Raw genomic sequence first — 17126 nt, 5'->3', positions numbered from 1 at the left:
GAGGGGAGGGGCCAGGTCCGGGTTTCAGAGCGCGGCCGCACACGCCGATCCAGAGTCCATGCTCCGCCGTCTGCGTCACCGGGTGGCCGGCCTGCTCCCACGGGGACACCGGCTGCCCGAATCCGTCCGGGACCACCGTCACCGGGTGATCCTCCGGATCGGTGGGGCGACCACCGGGATCCTGCTGCTGCTGTGCTGGGCGTGGGGGTACGGGCAGCTCACCGCACTCACGGTCCTGGCTGCGGTGGGCGGCCCGCTCGCGGTCGCGGCCCTGCCGGGGCTGGGGCGGTCCGCGCGTGCCGCGACGGCCACGGTGGGGTTGATGGGGGCCTGCGTGGCCCTGGTGCACCTGTGGGGCGGCATCACCGAGGCGCACTTCTCGTTCTTCGTGATGGTCGGGCTGGTCTCGCTCTACCAGGACTGGGTGCCCTTCGGCATCGCGCTCGTCGTGGTCACCGTGCACCACGGCGTGGTCGGGACGCTCCACCCGGACGCCGTCTTCGGCCACCACGGAGCGCACGACCCCTGGGTCTGGGCCGGCATCCACGCGGCCTTCGTGCTCGCCGCCAGCCTCGCGCACCTGGCCGCCTGGCGGCTGAGCGAGGACCAGGTGCGCACCGACCCCCTCACCGGCCTGGCGAACCGCACCGCCCTGGAGGAGAACGCGGACCGGCTGCTGCGCCAGAACACCCCGTTGAGCTTGCTGTTCATCGACCTGGACGGCTTCAAGGACGTCAACGACGGCCGGGGTCATGCAGCCGGTGACGCCGTCCTGCTCGCCGTCGCGGACCGCCTGCTGCGCAGCGTCCGCCAGGAGGACCTGGTAGCCCGGATGGGCGGCGACGAGTTCGCCGTCCTGCTGCCGGGTGGCCCGCAGGTCGCCGCAACCGTGGCGAACCGGGTGCTGTCCTCGATGGCCCTGCCGGTGGCCCTGGACGTCGGCGCGGCCACGGTGCACGCCAGCGTGGGCCTAGCGGCGACCGCGGTGGGCGACGGGCACACGGTCGGTTCACTGCTGCGGAACGCGGACCTGGCGATGTACCTGGCCAAGGCTCAGGGCGGGAACCGGCTGGTGACCTACGCGGACGGGATGGCCGAAGCGGCCCGCCGGCGGGCCGACCTGCACCAGGACCTGGCGCAGGCGACGGCGGCCGGGCAGCTGGCGGTCCACTACCAGCCCACCGTACGGCTCTCCGACGGGACGGTCACCGGCTTCGAGGCGCTCGTCCGCTGGTTCCACCCGGTGCGCGGTCTCGTGCCGCCGGGCGACTTCATCCCGTTGGCCGAGGAGACGGGGGCCATCGCCGAGATCGGCAGCTGGGTGCTGCGGCAGGCGCTCCACCAGGGGGCGGTCTGGTCGGCCCGGTCGGGTCTGCCCCTGCGGATGGCGGTGAACGTCTCCCCCAGGCAGCTCCTGGACGGCGACCTGACCGGCGACGTGGTGGCAGCCCTGCAGGAGAGCGGCTTCCCCGCGGCGCAGCTGACCATCGAGGTCACCGAGGGTGTGCTGGTCCACGACGTCGACCGGGTGGCCGACCAGCTGCAGCAGCTCCGGGACCTGGGCGTGGCCATCGCCATCGACGACTTCGGTACCGGCTTCTCCAGCCTCTCCTACCTCCAGCGGCTGCCCGCGGACGTGGTCAAGATCGACCGCTCCTTCGTGAACGACCTGCTGACGGGCAACTCCTCGGCCACGCTGATCGCCTCGATCCTCGAGCTGGCCCGCACCCTGGGTCTCGACGTGGTGGCCGAGGGGGTCGAGACCGAGGAGCAGCGCCGCGCCCTGGCCGACCTGCGGTGCGAGCACGCCCAGGGGTTCCTGTTCGCCCGGCCGGAGCCGGCCGAGCGGTGCTGCCCCCCGGCGCTCGCCGGGTCCTCGACCGCGCCGCCCGCCCCGGTCGGGCCGCCCGCCCCGGTCGGGGAGCCGGTCGCCGGCTGACCGGCCGCTGCTGTTGTCGGTCCCCCTCAGCGGCCCGTCACCCGGACGTCGACAGCCGTCGTGCCGGCTCGGTCGAGCGCGAACGCCGCCGTCGTCCCGCCCGTGGTGAGCTCGTAGTCGCCGAGGAAGCCGCGCACCGGCACCCGGCCGGCGTCGTCGGTGCGCACCGTCGCCGGCGCCAGCCACCACTCGCCCTTCACCAGGCCGTGCAGCGCGTCGTAGGCCGGCTTCGGCGACCCGTCGGCGCGGACGAACCCGACCGGCGCGCCCAGCCAGGCCCCGGCGTCGGAGAGCCCCCAGTAGGTCACCGACTGCACCGACGGGTGCGACAGCAGCGTGCGGTAGTGCCGCACCACCTCGTCGGCCTGCCGCGCCTCGCCGTCCGGCGTGGACGGCCACTCGTCGACCTGCCAGTCGTTGAGGTCCTCGATCTCCGGCGGCATCAGCTCCCCGGAGAGCAGCGTGCTCTCGGTGAAGTGGATCGGCAGGCCGTACCGGGCGAACCGCTCCAGCGTCGCCAGGGTGCGCTCCTCGCCCCAGTACCCCTGGTGCATGTGGCTCTGCAGCCCCAGCGCGTCGACCTGCACCCCCGCTTCCAGCACGCCCTCGATCAGGCACTCGTAGGCGGTGGACATGTCGAAGTCGTTGAGCAGCAGCGTCGCCGACGGGTTCGCCGCCCGCGCCTCCTCGAAGGCCAGCCGGGTCACCCCGATCCGGCCCAGGTCGCGGGCCAGCCGGGTGAGCCCGTTGTCGTACTTGTCGAACACCGGCATGATCACGACCTCGTTGATCGCGTCCCAGGTGTCGACCACCCCGGCCAGGCCGGCGACCTCCCGGCGGATCCGGCCGCGCAGCTCCGCCTCGATCTCGGCGTTCGACATGCCGAGCAGCCAGTCCGGCGCCAGCGTGTGCCAGGCCAGCGGGTGGCCCTTCACCGTGGCACCGCGGGCGCGGAACCACTCCGCGGTCCGCCGCAGCCGCTCGGTGTCCGGCCGCCCGCGCTCCGGCTCGAAGTCGCCCCAGTAGAACGGCAGCGTGGCCGCGTCGAACAGGTCGAACCAGCGGTCGGCCAGCTGCTGCGCCTGCTCGGGGTCCGCGGCCGCGCCGAACACCGAGCCCGGGCCACCCGCCGTCCCCAGCTCGCCGTTGGCCAGCGGGATGAAGTCGAAGCCGATGCAGCCGAACCCGAAGGCGTGCCGCGTCTGGGCGACGGTCACCTCCGCGCCGGCCAGCGGCCGGCCGTCGGCGCCGCGGACGGTCACGGTGGCGTCGGCGACCCGGTGGGCCAGCGCCGGGTCGACGGGGTACGTGCGGTCGGCGAACGAGCGGAGGGGTGCAGCCGGCATCGGTGCGCGCCTTCCTGTCAGGGGGGCGGTCGCGCTCGTCGTCCCCAGCCGCGCCGCACCTGACACCCGGTCTGGCAGGGTGCCCGCCGTGGACGGACAGCGACTGGCCGGTGCGACCTGGCCGGAGATCGGGTCGTGGCCGCTGGTCGTCGTCCCGCTGGGCTCGGTGGAGCAGCACGGCCGGCACCTGCCGCTGGCCACCGACACCGTGGTCGCCCGCACGGTCGCCGAGGCCGCCGTCCCCGACCTGGACGGCGCATGGCTGGCCCCGGAGCTGGGCTACGGGGCCAGCGGGGAGCACGAGGGCTTCCCCGGCACCATCTCACTCGGCACCGAGGCCCTGACCGCGCTGCTGACCGAGTACGGCCGCTCGGCCGGGCGGTGGGCCGGCCGGGTGCTGGTGGTGAACGGGCACGGCGGCAACCTGGACGCGCTCCGCGCGGCGGTGCCGCTGCTGCGCACCGAGGGGCGGGACGTCGCGTGGTTCCCCTGCGGGGTGCCCGGCGGCGATGCGCACGCGGGGCGCACCGAGACGTCACTGATGTTGCACGTGGAACCGGATGAGGTGGACGAGGCGCTCGCCGCCCCGGGGGTGACCACGCCGATCGCCGAGCTGCTGCCCCGGCTGCGCGCCGAGGGAGTGCGCGGGGTGAGCCCGGACGGCGTCCTGGGCGACCCGACCGGAGCATCGGCGGCGGAGGGGGCGGCACTGCTGGCGGGCATCGTGCAGCGGCTGGTCGCCGCCGTCACCCGCTGGGACGTCGACGCCACGGGCCGGCTCCGCGGCTGACCCCCGGCGCCACAATGGCCATTCCGGCGCCCGGGACGGACGCCAGAATGGCCATTGTGCGGCGAGAGGGGTCAGCCGAGCGCGTCGGCGAACAGGGGGACGGCGTTCTCCAGCGCGTACTGCGTGGCCAGCGGCGTGCCGATGGAGAAGGCGTTGGTCAGCGTGGTGTCGTCGAGCACGACCACCCGGCCGTCCTGCACCGAGGGGACCGCCTGGAACAGCGGGTCGTCGGTGATCTCGCTGGCCTCGATGAAGATCGGGAACATCACCGTGAGGTCGGCGTCGAGCAGGGGCAGCTGCTCGCTGCTCAGCGAGATGGCGAAGCTGTCACCGGCCAGGTCCTGCACCGCCGGCGAGTTGGTGAAGCCCAGCCGCTCCATGAAGTCCACCCGGGTGTCGCCCCGGACGTAGGCGCCGTAGCCCTCCGCGGTGCGGGTGCCCACGACCACCGACTTCCCGTCGAACTCGGGGTGGGCGGCGGCCGCGTCGGCGAACGCCTGGTCGACCTCGGCCTGCAGCTCGGCGGCCTCCTCGCTTCTGCCGAGGGCAGCGCCGATCATCTCCAGCTGCTCCTCCGGGCTGGTCAGGTAGGCGTCGGCCCCCTCGGGCACCCCGACGGTCGTGGCGATGGCGCTGAGCGACCCGTAGCGAGCGGGATCGCCGCTGGACTTCGTGTCCAGGATCAGGTCCGGCTGCAGGGCGGCGATCGCCTCGTAGCTGGGCTCCATCGTCTCGATGAGCTCCGGGGCCTCGTCGTACCTGCCCTCGGCCCAGGGGCCGACGCCCTCGCCGCCGAAGCCGAGCCAGTCGCTCGCGCCCACCGGCTGCACACCCAGCGCCAGCGCCGTCTCGGCGTCGCCCCAGCCGAGCGCCACGACCCGGGTCGGCTCCTCCTCGATCTCCACGTCGCCGAAGGCGGTGCTCACGGTCACCGGGAAGGCGTCCGAGGCGCTGGTCGACGGCGTCCCACCCCCGGCGCCGGTCTCCTCGTCGCCGGAGTCGGAGCCGCAGCTGGTGACGACGAGTGCGGCGGCCAGCAGGGCGGCGCCGCGGAGGGCGAGTCGAGAGGACATGGGGAAGCTCCTGGTTCCGGTGGTGTGGGGGTCAGGCGGCCGCGGAGAGCGCGGCCAGGTACTCGTCGAGACCCCAGGTCATGGAGAGCACGGTCGGCGGGGAGACGGCGGCGATCAGCTCGTCACCGATCAGCGTGGCGTGGTGACCGGTCTGGATCTGCTCCATCGTCTGCGCGTACGGCTGGGCGACGAAGGTGTCGGACTCCTCCTGGGTGGAGGCGTAGCTGAGCAGGATGTCACTGGTCAGCTTCGACACCTCCTCCAGGCTCAGCGTGAAGTAGAACGTCGACTCGCCCGTGGACAGCTCGCGGACGCTCGGGGCGACCTCCAGGCCGAGGTCGGTCAGGAACTCCACCCGGGGGTCGGCGGCCTCGTAGACGTAGAAGGTGCCGGCGGTGTCCCACACCGCCGCAACGGTCTTCCCCTGCAGCTCGGGGTGCTCGGCGGCGGCGTCCGCGACCGCCTGCTCGGTCTCCGCGACGAGCTCCGCGGCCTCTTCCTCCTTGCCGAGAGCCCGGCCGACCGTGCTGGCGACGTCCCGCCACGGGGTGGCCCACGCCTCGCCGGGGTAGGCGACGGTCGGCGCGATGTCGTTCAGCAGCTCGTACTCCTCCGCGGTGATCCCGGAGTAGTTGGCCAGGATCACGTCCGGGTGGGCGGCCGCGATGGCCTCGAAGGGCACCTCGACGGAGTCGGGCAGCACCGTCGGTGTCTCGGCCCCCAGCTCCTCCAGCTCGTCCGCGATCCAGGGCAGCAGACCCTGCTCGTTGCCGCCGTACGCCTGGAAGGGGATGGCCACCGGGACGACGCCCAGGGCGAGGGCGGCGTCGGTGCTGCCGAAGCCCCAGGTGACGACGGCCTGCGGCTCCTCCTCGATGGTCGTCTCGCCGAAGGCGTGCTCGATCGTCACCGGGAAGGCGCTGGCCGAGCTGTCCGCAGCGGTGTCGGCACCGGCGTCGGCCTGGTCGGCGGAGCCGCAGGCGGTGAGCGCGAGTGCACCCGTCAGGACGGCGGCGGCGAGCCGCGCTGGGCGGTGTGGCAAGGGGTTCTCCTCGGGCATCAGGTCAGGTGAGGCTCACCTAACCACGCGTTGATCACGAAACGGTCACCGGTCGTGCCCGGTACCGGGCCGCTCAGGACGAGAGCCCGGAGGGAACAGGAGCCCCCGGGAGCCGGTTGCACAGGACAGTCGCGATCAGCCCGCCCCGCCGGGGGCGGACGTCCCGCGCGGACCGAGAGGACCCACCATGCGCAACGGCATCCACCCCGAGTACCGGACCGTCGTCTTCCAGGACACGTCGACCGGCGCCACCTTCCGCACCCGTTCGACGATCGCCAGCGAGCGGACGGTCGAGCTGGACGGCGAGACCCTGCCGGTGGTCCCGGTCGAGATCAGCGCCTCCTCGCACCCCTTCTGGACCGGCAACCAGCGCGTGCTCGACACCGCCGGCCGGGTCGAGAAGTTCAACCAGCGGTACGGCGCCCGCACCCGCGGCTGACCACCCCGCTCTCCCGACGCCCCCGTCGGCCCTCCCGGGCCGGTGGGGGCGTCGTCGTGTGAGCGCCCCCACTACGGTGCCGGGCGTGCCGACGACGCCGTCCCCGCCCGAGGAGCCGCTGCCCACCGGGCTGGTCGTCCGGCTGGACCCCGCCGTCCAGCGCCGGGAGGACGGCGCGGTGCTCGTCGGCGGCTCCCCGCTGCGCCAGCTGCGGCTGGCCCCCGCCGCCCGGGCGATGCTGGACCGCGACCGGCTGACCGTCACCGACCGGCGCAGCGCCACCCTCGCCGGCCGGCTGGTCGACACCGGGCTCGCCCACCCGGAGATCGAGCCCGCGTCCACCGACGACGTCACCGCCCACGTCACGGTCGTCGTCCCGGTCAAGGACCGCACCGACGGGCTCACCCGGCTGCTCGCCGCCCTGCGCGCCGACCCCGGGACGGCGCGCTGCCCGGTGGTCGTGGTGGACGACGGCTCCGCCGACCCGGCCGCGGTGGCCGCCGCGGCCGCCGGCGCCCGGCTGGTGCGGCACGAGCAGGCCCGCGGCCCGGCCGCGGCGCGGAACGCCGGGCTCCGGGTGGCCACCACGCCGCTGGTGGCGTTCATCGACTCCGACTGCGTGCCCGAACCGGGCTGGCTGGGGCACCTCGCCGGGCACCTGGGCGCCGACCCCCGGCTGGCGCTGGCCGCGCCCCGGATCACCGCGCTGCCGGTGCAGGCGGAGGGCTGGGTGGCCCGGTACGAGGCGCTGTCCAGCGCGCTGGACATGGGGGAGCGGACCGCGCTGGTGCACCCGCGCAGCGCCGTCCCCTACGTGCCCAGCGCGGCCCTGCTGGCCCGGCGGTCGGCGCTGGGCGACGGCTTCGACGAGTCGATGCAGGTCGCGGAGGACGTCGACCTGGTGTGGCGGCTGATCGGCGCGGGCTGGCGGGTCCGGTACGAGCCGGCCGCCCGGGTGGCGCACGAGCACCGGGTCGACCCGGCCGACTTCCTCACCCGGCGGGCCTTCTACGGCAGCGGCGCGGCCCTGCTGGCGCAGCGGCACGGGCCGCTTGTCGCACCGGTGGTGCTCTCACCCTGGTCGGGGGCGGCCTGGGCGCTGGCGCTCACCGGCCGGCCGGCCGGGGTGCTCGCCGCCACCGCCGTGCTCGCCGAGGCATCGCGGCGGTTGGCCGGCCGGGTGGCCGTGCCCGGCGGGCGGCCGCCGTACCGGTGGGCGGCCGGGCTGGTGCTGCGCGGGACGGCCGGGGCCGGCCGGATGCTGGCCCGCTCGGTGACCCGGCACCACTGGCCGCTCGCGCTGGCCGCGGCGGTGGTCTCCCGCCGGGCGCGGGCGCTGGTGCTCGCGGTGCTCGCCGGGGACGCCGTCGCCGCCTGGTGGCCGCACCGGGCGGAGGTCGACCTCGGTGCCTTCGCCGCCGGACGCCGGCTGGAGGACCTCGCCTACGGCGCCGGGCTGTGGACCGGTGCCTGGCGGGCCCGGGACGCCACCGCGCTGCTGCCGGTCGCGCCCCCGCCGGTCGCCGGCTGACACGCGGGAGTGACGTTTCGGTGAACAACCACCTGGCACACGGAAGGGGTGGAACAAGCCGGCGGGGCCGGGCATTGGAGTCGCCGTAGTGCGGTGACCAGCGTCGGCTCCGCAGGAGGACCGACCACCACGGGGAGCACCGCTTGAGCACCACCCAGGACACCAGCAGCCAGGAGACCGCCGCCGCGGCGCGCGCCACCGGCGCCCGCGCCCACCGCGAACCGGAGCCCGCACCACCCGGTCAGGCGCGCACCGCACTGGTGCTGGGCGCGTTCGTCGCGCTCGGCCCGCTGACCATCGACATGTACCTGCCGGCCCTGCCGACCATCACCGAGGACCTGCAGACCACCTCGGCGACGGTGCAGCTCACCCTCACCGGCACCCTCGTCGGCCTCGCGCTGGGCCAGCTGGTGCTCGGCCCGCTGGCCGACGCGCTGGGTCGCCGGCGCCCGCTGCTGGCCGGCACCGCCGTGCACGTGCTGGCCTCGCTGCTGGTGCTCGTCGCCCCGAACGTCGCCGTGCTCGGCGCTCTCCGCTTCTTCCAGGGGGTCGGTGCCGCGGCCGGTGCGGTGATCGCGATCGCCGTCGTCCGTGACATGTTCACCGGCCGGGCGGCCGCCACCATGCTCTCCAGGCTGTTCCTGGTGATCGGCGCCGCACCGGTGCTCGCCCCCACCATCGGCGGGGAGGTGCTCCGGTTCACCTCCTGGCGCGGGGTGTTCGTGGTCCTCGCCGTCTACGGCGCGCTGCTGGTGGCGATGGGCTGGTTCGCCCTGCGCGAGACGCTGCCGCCGGAGCGCCGGCGCAGCAACGGCGTCGTCGGCACGCTGCGCGGCTACCGGGCGCTGCTGCGCGACCGGACCTACGTCGGCCTGGTGCTCGTCGCCGGCCTGACCATGGCCGGCCTGTTCGCCTACGTCTCCGGCTCGTCGTTCGTCTACCAGCGCGACTTCGGCCTCAGCGAGCAGCAGTTCGGGCTGTTCTTCGGCTTCGGCGCGTTCTTCCTCATCGGCGCCACCCAGTTCAACCCGGTGCTGCTGCGGCGGTTCGGCCCGGCGCAGATCCTGGTGAGCGCCACGGTCGCCGGCGCGGTGGCCGGTGCGGTCCTGCTCCTGCTGGCGGCCACCGGGTTCGGTGGGCTGTTCGGCGTCGCCGTCCCGCTGTGGGCCGTGCTCGCCGCGTGCGGTCTCGCGCTGCCCAACGCCCCGGCGCTGGCGCTGTCCCGGCACGGCGAGGCCGCCGGCACCGCCGCCGCGCTCCTGGGCGCGGTGCAGTTCGGCGTGGGCGCCGCCGTCTCCCCGCTGGTGGGCCTGCTCGGCAACGACGCGGTCGCCATGGGCACGGTGATCGTCGGCTCGCTGGTGCTGGCGCTGGTCGTGCTGTTCACCGTGGTCCGGCCGTGGCAGCTGACCGACGTCGACCCCGCGGACGCGCCGGCCGCCGCTCACTGAGCGAGCTCAGCCGATGACCACCGGGGCCGAGGTGCCGACCTGGTACAGCCGGGTCGTCCCGGTGCTCGGGCTGAGCGTCTCCTCCTCCAACCAGAACACGTAGGGCACGCCGGGAGCCAGGCCGGCCAGCACGACGGCCTGCTCCTGGCAGCCCTCGGCGGCGGGGACCACCTGCCGGACCGGGTCGGCCTGCTCACCCGGGACGAGCTGCTGGCTCACCGCGGACACCCGGTACGACAGCACCTCGGCCCGGCCGGCGGTCATCCAGCTCACCGTGGCCGAGCCGGGCCCGGGGACGACGCCGGGGGTCATCCGCCGTGGCGAGGAGAAGCCGCCGCACGGGTCCGGGCGGTGCTCCAGCACCGGGGGCCGGCCCACGTTCGCGTTGGGCACCACGACGATCCGGTGCGGCCGCGGGGGCTGGGGGACGACGAGCCCGGTGTCCGCCTGTCGCGCGGCCGCCGAGCCGGCGTGCGCCAGCCCCTCGCTGGTCACCGCCGCGGTGAACGGGTCGGTGCCCACCGGGCTGTTCACGCTGAGCTGCGCGCCCACGGCCACGCCGCGGCTGGCCGTGCTGACCTGCAGCACCGCCGGCGCCACCTGGGTGCCGGCGACCAGCAGCCCGCCGGCGACGGCGAGCGTGGGCGCCAGCCACCGCCCGGGGCGGCGCGCCCGGCGGCGCGGGCGGCGCTTGCTGGTGGTGGTGCGCTTCGCGGTGGTCCTGCGGGCTCCGGCCATCGCCGCCTCTCCTCGGGTCCTCCGGGGAGTCTCGGCAGGACGGCGCCGGGCTCGCGCCGAAACGGGGAGGCGCGTCCCACACCGCGGCCGGGAATGCCGGGACGGCGGAGCGTCCTTGGCACCGGCTGTGAGCGCAGCGCCGATGAGCACCACGACCCCGACCACCACCCGGGACCCGGAGCTGCCCTCGGCGCGGACCGCCACGCTGGCGATCGGGGCCCTGGGGCTGGGCGGCTTCGCCATCGGCACCACCGAGTTCGTCACCATGGGCCTGCTGCCCGACATCGCCGCCGGCACCGGGGTCACCATCCCCGAGGCCGGGCACTACATCTCCGCCTACGCCCTGGGCGTCGTGATCGGCGCGCCGGTGCTCGCCGCGCTGGGCGCCCGGCTGCCGCGCCGGGCGCTCGCCGTCGGCCTGATGGTCGCTTTCCTGGTGGGCAACGCGCTCACCGCGCTGGCCCCCGGCTACCCGACGCTGCTGCTGGCCCGTTTCGTCGGCGGGCTGCCGCACGGGGCGTACTTCGGGGCCGCCTCGCTGATCGCCGCCTCCCTGGTCGCCCCGCACCTGCGCGGCCGCGCGGTGAGCTCGGTGATGCTGGGGCTCGCCGCGGCCAACGTCGCCGGCGTGCCCGCGGGAACCTGGCTGGGCCAGCACCTCGGCTGGCGCTCGGCCTACTGGGCGGTCGTGGTCATCGCGGTGGTCACCATCGTGGCCATCCTGGTCGTGGTGCCCTCGTCGCCGGGCCGCCGGGACGCCTCGATGCGCGCGGAGCTCGGCGCGCTCAAGCGCCCGCAGGTGCTGCTCACCCTGGGCCTGGCGACCGTCGGCTTCGGCGGGCTGTTCGCCATGTACAGCTACATCGCGCCCACCGTCACCGACGTCACCGGGATGTCGGCCGGCTTCGTGCCGGTGGTGCTGCTGGCCTTCGGCGTCGGCGGCCTGCTCGGGACGGCGCTGGGTGGCCGGCTCGCCGACCGGGCGCTGTTCCCGTCCCTGATCGGGGCGACCCTGTCCACCGGCGCGCTGCTGGCGCTCATGCTGGTCGGGTCGCTGCACGCGGCCACGCTCATCGCCAACGTCTTTCTGGTCGCCGCCTCGGCTTCGACGATGGTGGTGCTGCTCCAGCTGCGGCTGATGGAGGTCGCCGGCGACGCGCAGATGCTCGGCGCCGCGCTCAACCACTCCGCGCTCAACGCGGCCAACGCCCTCGGCGCCTGGCTCGGCGGCCTGGTCATCGCCGCCGGCTGGGGCTACCGCGCCCCCAGCGGCGTCGGCGCCGGGCTGGCCGTGCTGGGCCTGGGCTTCCTGCTCGCCTCCGCGCTGCTGCGCCGCCGGGAGCTCGCCGTCCGCTGAGCGGCGTCCGGGGCTGGCCTTCCGCCGCCCTGCGCTGACACACTCTGCTCCGCACCGGCTGTGACGCCGGACACACCTGCCACGCAACGGAGCGGAGGACTCGGTGACCCAGATCAACGTGCGGGTCGACGGGGTGTCCTACACGGACGACGTCGAACCACGGACCCTGCTCGTCCACCACCTGCGGGAGCAGCTGGGCAAGGTCGGCACCGTCGTCGGCTGCGACACCAGCAACTGCGGCGCCTGCACCGTCCACCTCGACGGGCACGCGGTGAAGTCCTGCACCGTCTTCGCCGTCCAGGCCGACGGCTGCGAGGTCACCACCGTCGAGGGGCTGGCCGAGGGCGGCACCCTGCACCCGGTCCAGCGGGCCTTCACCGAGATGCACGGCCTGCAGTGCGGCTTCTGCACGCCGGGGATGATCATGGCTTCGATCGACCTGCTGCAGGACAACCCCGACCCGACCGACGACGAGGTCCGGGAGGGCATCGAGGGCAACCTCTGCCGCTGCACCGGCTACCAGAACATCGTCCGGGCCGTGCGCGCCGCCGCCGCCGAGATGCGGGCGGAGAACGCGCACGTCGTGCCCGCCGAGGTGGACACCGCGGCCGCCGACCACGTGGTGGTGCAGGCATGACCGTCACCGAGGAGCCAGGCGCCCCCGCCCCCGAGATCGGGCAGGCGCGCCGGCGCAAGGAGGACGCCCGGCTGATCACCGGGCGCACGCAGTGGACCGACAACCTGGTGCTGCCCGGGATGCTGCACCTCGCGGTGCTGCGCAGCCCGATGGCGCACGCCCGGATCACCGCCGTCGACGTCACCGCCGCCCGGGAACGGCCCGGCGTCGTCGCCGTCTACACCGGCCGTGACCTGGCCGACGAGCAGGGCTCGCTGCCGTGCGCCTGGCCGGTCACGCCGGACATGGTCAACCCCGGGCACCCCTCGATCGCCGTCGACCGGGTCAACCACGTCGGGGAGGCGGTGGCGGTCGTCGTCGCACGCAGCCGGACGGCGGCCGCGGACGCGCTCGAGGCGATCGAGATCGACTACGAGCCGCTGCCGGTGGTGCTCGACATGGAGCAGGCCGTGCAGGACGGCGCCCCGCTGGTGCACGAGCACACGACGTCCAACACCAGCTACCACTTCGTCTTCGACGCCGGGGAGGCCGGCACCGGCGCGGACACCGAAGGTGCCTTCGCCGACGCCGAGGTGGTGGTCAGCCGCCGGTTCGTGCAGCAGCGGCTGATCCCGGCGTTCATGGAGCCCCGCTCGGTCGTCGTCCAGCCGCTCGGCGACAACTACACGATCTGGTCGGCCACCCAGGTGCCGCACATCCTGCGGGTGATGGCGGCGATGGTCACCGGCATCCCCGAGCACAAGCTGCGGGTGATCGCCCCCGACGTCGGCGGCGGCTTCGGTGGGAAGCTGCAGGTCAACCCGGAGGAGATCCTCTGCCTGCTGATCGCCCGCCGGCTGGGCAAGCCGGTCAAGTGGACCGAGACCCGCAGCGAGTCGCTGATGACCGCCCACCACGGCCGCGACCAGGTCCAGTTCATCGACATCGCCGCCGACCGCGACGGCACCGTGCGGGGGCTGCGCTGCCGGATCCTCGCCGACATGGGCGCCTACCTGCGGCTGATCACCCCCGGCGTGCCGGTGCTGGGCGCGTTCATGTTCCCCGGCATCTACCGCTTCCCGGCCTACCGGTTCGAGTGCGACGGCGTCTTCACCAACAAGGTGCCCACCGACGCCTACCGCGGCGCCGGGCGGCCGGAGGCCACCTTCGCCATCGAGCGGATCATGGACGAGCTCGCCGTCGAGCTGGGCATGGACCCGCTGGAGCTGCGCCGGAAGAACTGGATCGACAGCTTCCCGTTCACCACCGTCGCCGGGCTGGAGTACGACTCGGGCGACTACGCCACCGCCACCCAGCAGGCGCTGGAGCTGATCGGCTACGACGAGCTGCGCGCCGAGCAACGGCGGCGGCGGGAGTCCGGCGACCCGGTCCAGCTGGGCATCGGGTTCTCCACCTTCACCGAGATGTGCGGCCTGGCGCCCTCCCGGGTGCTCGGCTCGCTGGCCTACGGGGCGGGCGGCTGGGAGTCGGCGTCCATCCGGATGCTGCCCACCGGCAAGGTCGAGGTGGTCACCGGCTCGACCCCGCACGGCCAGGGCCACGAGACGGCGTGGAGCCAGATCGTCGCCGACTCCCTCGGGGTGCCCTTCGAGGACGTCGAGGTGCTCCACGGGGACACCTCGGTCTCCCCCCGGGGAATGGACACCTACGGCTCGCGCTCCCTGGTCGTCGGCGGCACCGCGGTGGTCAAGGCGGCGGAGAAGGTGGTCGCCAAGGCCCGCCGGGTCGCCGCGCACCTGCTGGAGGCGAGCGAGGACGACCTGGAGTTCAGCGGCGGCCGGTTCTCGGTCCGGGGGACGCCCGGGGCCGGGCTGGACATCCAGGAGATCGCCCTGGCCGTCTTCGCCGCGCACGACTACCCGGAGGGGATCGAGCCCTCCATCGACGCCGAGGCCACCTTCGACCCGGACAACTTCTCCTTCCCGCACGGCACGCACATCTGCGCGATGGAGGTCGACACCGACACCGGCTTCGTGAAGATCCGGAAGTACGCGTGCGTCGACGACGTCGGCACGATCGTCAACCCGCTGATCGTCGAGGGCCAGGTGCACGGCGGCCTGGCCCAGGGCATCGCGCAGGCGCTGTACGAGGAGGCCGTCTACGACGCCGAGGGCAACCTGACCACCGGCACCTTCGTCGACTACCTGGTGCCCTCGGCCACCGACCTCCCGCACTTCGACACCGGGCACACCGTGCACCCGGCCACCGGCAACCCGCTGGGCGCCAAGGGGGTCGGCGAGGCCGGGTGCATCGCCAGCACCCCGGCGGTGGTCAACGCCGCCCTCGACGCCGTCCGGCACCTGGGCGTCACCGACATCCGGATGCCGCTGACCCCCGAGCGGGTGTGGCGGGCCCTGCACACCGGGGGCGACGGCGGCGACCGCGCCGCCGAGGGCAGCAACGCCTACGGCGGTGCCCGCACCACCGAGTCCGGCTACGAGGAGGCAGAGCAGTGATACCCGCACCCTTCGCCTACGCCCGGCCGACCACCGTCGAGGAGGCGCTGCAGGCGATCGCCGACGGGGGTGAGGACGTCAAGGTCCTGGCCGGCGGGCAGTCGCTGATCCCGGTCATGCGGCTGCGGCTCGCCGCGCCGGAGACCGTCGTCGACCTCACCCGCGTGCCCGAGCTGCGCGGCGTCCGGGAGGAGGGCGACGACCTCGTGATCGGCGCGATGACCACCCATGCCGACGTGCTCACCGACCCGCTGCTGGCCCGGTACGGGCAGCTGGTGGTGCAGGCCACCGAGACCGTGGCCGACCGGCAGGTGCGCCGGCGCGGCACGTTCGGCGGCGCGCTGGCGCACGCCGACCCGGCCGGCGACCTGCCGGCGGTGGCGCTCGCGCTGGACGCGGAGTTCGTGCTCGCCGGGCCGTCCGGACGGCGCACCGTCGCGGCGGCGGACTTCTTCGTCGACTACCTCACCACCGCCCTGGACGACGGCGAACTCCTCGTCGAGGTCCGCATCCCCAAGCTCGGCGAGGAGTGGGGGGTGCGGTACGAGAAGTTCAACCGGGTCGCCCAGGCCTGGTCGATCGTCGCGGTGGCCGCCGCCGTCCGGCGGGAGGGCGGGCGGATCGCCGAGGCCCGGATCGGGCTGACCAACATGGGCCCCACCCCGCTGCGGGCCCGGGGCACCGAGGCCGCCCTGGTCGGGGTGGACGTCAGCCTGGAGACGGTCACCGCCGCCGCCGCGCAGGCCGCCGAGGGCACCAGCCCCAGCAGCGACCTCAACGCCCAGGCCGACTACCGCCAGCACCTGGCCACCGTGCTCACCCGGCGGGCGGTGGCCGCGGCGGCCGGCCTGTAGCGCACCGGCGCACGCCGGACCGGTCCGTCACATCCGTGGCGGCCGTCCGGCGTGCCGCGGGCCGATCTCCTGCGCACCGCCCCCTGACGTGGTCGGATGGGGGCCGCCGAGCAACTCGTCCCCGGAGGTCCCGCAGTGCAGCTGGAGAACTCGTTCATCGTCCCGGTGCCGATCGACGACGCCTGGCGGGTGCTGCTGGACATCGAGCGGATCGCCCCGTGCATGCCCGGCGCCGTGCTGGACTCGGTGACCGGGGACGAGTTCACCGGCCGGGTGAAGGTGAAGCTCGGCCCGATCAACCTGACCTACCAGGGCAAGGCGTCGTTCGTGGAGAAGGACGAGGCGGCGCACCGCGCGGTCATCGACGCCAAGGGCAAGGACCAGCGCGGCAACGGCACCGCGGCCGCGACGGTCACCGCCACCCTGGCGGCCGAGGGCAGCACCACCCGGGTCGACGTGCTCACCGACCTGAACATCACCGGCCGCCCGGCCCAGTTCGGCCGCGGCGTGATGACCGACGTGGGCAACAAGCTGCTGGGCCAGTTCGCCGACAAGCTCGCCGCCCAGCTGGCCACCACCGGTGACGACGTCGCCGTCGACCAGGAGGCGGCCGCGGCCCCGCAGGAGCCGACGGCGTCCACGAAGGTCGCCGCGGCCGCGTCGAAGGCGGCCGCGACCACCGCCGGCGTGGTGGAGGAGGCGGCGATGTCCGCGGAGGGCGCCGCGGGCGACGGTCCGGCGAAGAAGTCCGCCGCGGCAGCGAAGAAGACCGCGGCGGCCGCGGCCGACAAGGCCGCCGACGCGGAGTCGTCGGCCGGTGCGCCGGCGAAGAAGGCCGCTCCCGCGAAGGCGGCCAAGGCCGCGCCGGCGAAGTCCGCCGCGGCCCGCGCCGCCGAGGGGACGGCCGCCGCGGAGACCAGCCAGGTGCCCGACCCGACGGTGCCGCCGCGCCGGTCGAAGGCGGCCCCGGCGAAGGCCGCCTCGCCGACCGGGGCGACCACGCCGGACACCGTCCCCGCCGCGGAGACCCCGGCCGAGACCCCGGCCGAGAGTCCGGCCACCCCGGCGAAGAAGGCTGCGCCCAGCCGGCCGCCGGCGGGCACCACCGCGCCGCCGAACCGGCCCGCCGGTGGCGGACCGGCGAAGAGCACCCCGACCGCCGGGGCCCCGGCGCCCCGGCCGGCCCCGTCCCCGGCGCCCGAGCCGGAGCCGATCGACCTGCTCGAGGTCGCCGGTGGAGCGGCGCTGACCCGCTACGCGGCGCCCGCCGCCGGGGCCGCCGCGGTCCTGGTGCTGCTCGCGCTGGTGCTGCACCGCCGCAAGCGCTGAGCCCCGGGGGCCCGGACCTCTTCCCGGGACAGTCGTGGGGGGGGGGGGGGGGGGGGGGGGGGGGGGGGGGGGGGGGGGGGGGGGGGGGGGGGGGGGGGGGGGGGGGGGGGGGGGGGGGGGGGGGGG

Annotated in this window: 14 protein-coding genes; 10 read left to right on the top strand and 4 right to left on the bottom strand. The window is 75.1% G+C overall.

Going from position 1 to position 17126, the window contains the following annotated elements:
- The first annotated feature begins 145 nt into the window (after positions 1–145).
- The gene (locus tag ACI79A_RS13100; RefSeq protein WP_457083782.1) at positions 146–1939 is read left to right on the top strand and encodes a putative bifunctional diguanylate cyclase/phosphodiesterase; all 1794 of its coding nucleotides are present in this window, start codon (positions 146–148) and stop codon (positions 1937–1939) included.
- Between the two features lie 26 nt (positions 1940–1965).
- On the opposite strand, the gene ACI79A_RS13095 is transcribed toward ACI79A_RS13100, so the two are convergent.
- Positions 1966–3285 (bottom strand): endo-1,4-beta-xylanase, encoded by a 1320-nt coding sequence (locus ACI79A_RS13095; RefSeq protein WP_457083780.1) that lies wholly within the window; start codon positions 3283–3285, stop codon positions 1966–1968.
- Between the two features lie 88 nt (positions 3286–3373).
- Here ACI79A_RS13095 and mftE point away from each other — a divergent pair, with 88 nt between their 5' ends.
- A complete protein-coding gene (gene mftE, locus ACI79A_RS13090) occupies positions 3374–4075 on the top strand; it encodes a mycofactocin biosynthesis peptidyl-dipeptidase MftE (protein WP_457083778.1) in 702 nt (233 codons plus the stop codon).
- Positions 4076–4146: 71 nt separating this feature from the next.
- Here mftE and ACI79A_RS13085 read toward each other — a convergent pair whose 3' ends face one another.
- Positions 4147–5148 (bottom strand): iron-siderophore ABC transporter substrate-binding protein, encoded by a 1002-nt coding sequence (locus ACI79A_RS13085; RefSeq protein WP_457083776.1) that lies wholly within the window; start codon positions 5146–5148, stop codon positions 4147–4149.
- A 31-nt stretch (positions 5149–5179) separates the two neighbouring features.
- A complete protein-coding gene (locus ACI79A_RS13080) occupies positions 5180–6190 on the bottom strand; it encodes an ABC transporter substrate-binding protein (RefSeq protein ID WP_457083774.1) in 1011 nt (336 codons plus the stop codon).
- A gap of 205 nt (positions 6191–6395) precedes the next feature.
- Between ACI79A_RS13080 and ACI79A_RS13075 the strand changes: the two genes are divergently transcribed.
- From ACI79A_RS13075 to ACI79A_RS13065, 3 genes are all read left to right on the top strand, one after another.
- The gene (locus tag ACI79A_RS13075; protein WP_153359634.1) at positions 6396–6647 is read left to right on the top strand and encodes a type B 50S ribosomal protein L31; all 252 of its coding nucleotides are present in this window, start codon (positions 6396–6398) and stop codon (positions 6645–6647) included.
- Positions 6648–6732: 85 nt separating this feature from the next.
- Positions 6733–8178, top strand: coding sequence for a mycofactocin biosynthesis glycosyltransferase MftF (gene mftF / locus ACI79A_RS13070; RefSeq protein WP_457083771.1), 1446 nt, complete (start codon positions 6733–6735; stop codon positions 8176–8178).
- A 143-nt stretch (positions 8179–8321) separates the two neighbouring features.
- On the top strand, positions 8322–9629 hold the full coding sequence (locus ACI79A_RS13065; RefSeq protein ID WP_457083769.1) for a multidrug effflux MFS transporter: 1308 nt from the start codon (positions 8322–8324) through the stop codon (positions 9627–9629).
- A 6-nt stretch (positions 9630–9635) separates the two neighbouring features.
- Here ACI79A_RS13065 and ACI79A_RS13060 read toward each other — a convergent pair whose 3' ends face one another.
- Entirely contained in the window at positions 9636–10367 is a 732-nt protein-coding gene (locus ACI79A_RS13060) for a hypothetical protein (protein ID WP_457083767.1), read from the bottom strand.
- Between the two features lie 142 nt (positions 10368–10509).
- Between ACI79A_RS13060 and ACI79A_RS13055 the strand changes: the two genes are divergently transcribed.
- The 5 genes from ACI79A_RS13055 (at position 10510) to ACI79A_RS13035 (ending at position 17000) form a co-directional block, all read left to right on the top strand.
- Positions 10510–11724, top strand: a complete 1215-nt coding sequence (locus tag ACI79A_RS13055; RefSeq protein ID WP_457083765.1) for an MFS transporter — start codon at positions 10510–10512, stop codon at positions 11722–11724.
- A 103-nt stretch (positions 11725–11827) separates the two neighbouring features.
- Complete coding sequence (locus ACI79A_RS13050; RefSeq protein WP_457083763.1) at positions 11828–12361, top strand: (2Fe-2S)-binding protein; 534 nt, start codon at positions 11828–11830, stop codon at positions 12359–12361.
- Positions 12358–14817 (top strand): xanthine dehydrogenase family protein molybdopterin-binding subunit, encoded by a 2460-nt coding sequence (locus ACI79A_RS13045; RefSeq protein ID WP_457083761.1) that lies wholly within the window; start codon positions 12358–12360, stop codon positions 14815–14817. The genes ACI79A_RS13050 and ACI79A_RS13045 overlap by 4 nt, the downstream gene beginning before the upstream one ends.
- The gene (locus ACI79A_RS13040) at positions 14814–15671 is read left to right on the top strand and encodes an FAD binding domain-containing protein (protein ID WP_457083759.1); all 858 of its coding nucleotides are present in this window, start codon (positions 14814–14816) and stop codon (positions 15669–15671) included. Before ACI79A_RS13045 ends, ACI79A_RS13040 begins: the two co-directional genes overlap by 4 nt.
- Before the next feature lie 135 nt (positions 15672–15806).
- Entirely contained in the window at positions 15807–17000 is a 1194-nt protein-coding gene (locus tag ACI79A_RS13035; protein WP_457083757.1) for an SRPBCC domain-containing protein, read from the top strand.
- Positions 17001–17126 lie beyond the last annotated feature (126 nt).

Source organism: Modestobacter sp. SYSU DS0657, assembly GCF_054050925.1.
Note: the sequence above shows the minus strand (reverse complement) of the source record. Positions and strands in the feature narration are given on the sequence as shown.

Excerpts from the sequence above, each read along its gene's own strand:
- ACI79A_RS13095 (WP_457083780.1), bottom strand. The coding sequence starts at position 3,285 with ATGCCGGCTGCACCCCTCCGCTCGTTCGCCGACCGCACGTACCCCGTC.
- ACI79A_RS13085 (WP_457083776.1), bottom strand. The coding sequence starts at position 5,148 with ATGTCCTCTCGACTCGCCCTCCGCGGCGCCGCCCTGCTGGCCGCCGCA.
- ACI79A_RS13075 (WP_153359634.1), top strand. The coding sequence starts at position 6,396 with ATGCGCAACGGCATCCACCCCGAGTACCGGACCGTCGTCTTCCAGGAC.
- ACI79A_RS13060 (WP_457083767.1), bottom strand. The coding sequence starts at position 10,367 with ATGGCCGGAGCCCGCAGGACCACCGCGAAGCGCACCACCACCAGCAAG.
- ACI79A_RS13055 (WP_457083765.1), top strand. The coding sequence starts at position 10,510 with ATGAGCACCACGACCCCGACCACCACCCGGGACCCGGAGCTGCCCTCG.
- ACI79A_RS13045 (WP_457083761.1), top strand. The coding sequence starts at position 12,358 with ATGACCGTCACCGAGGAGCCAGGCGCCCCCGCCCCCGAGATCGGGCAG.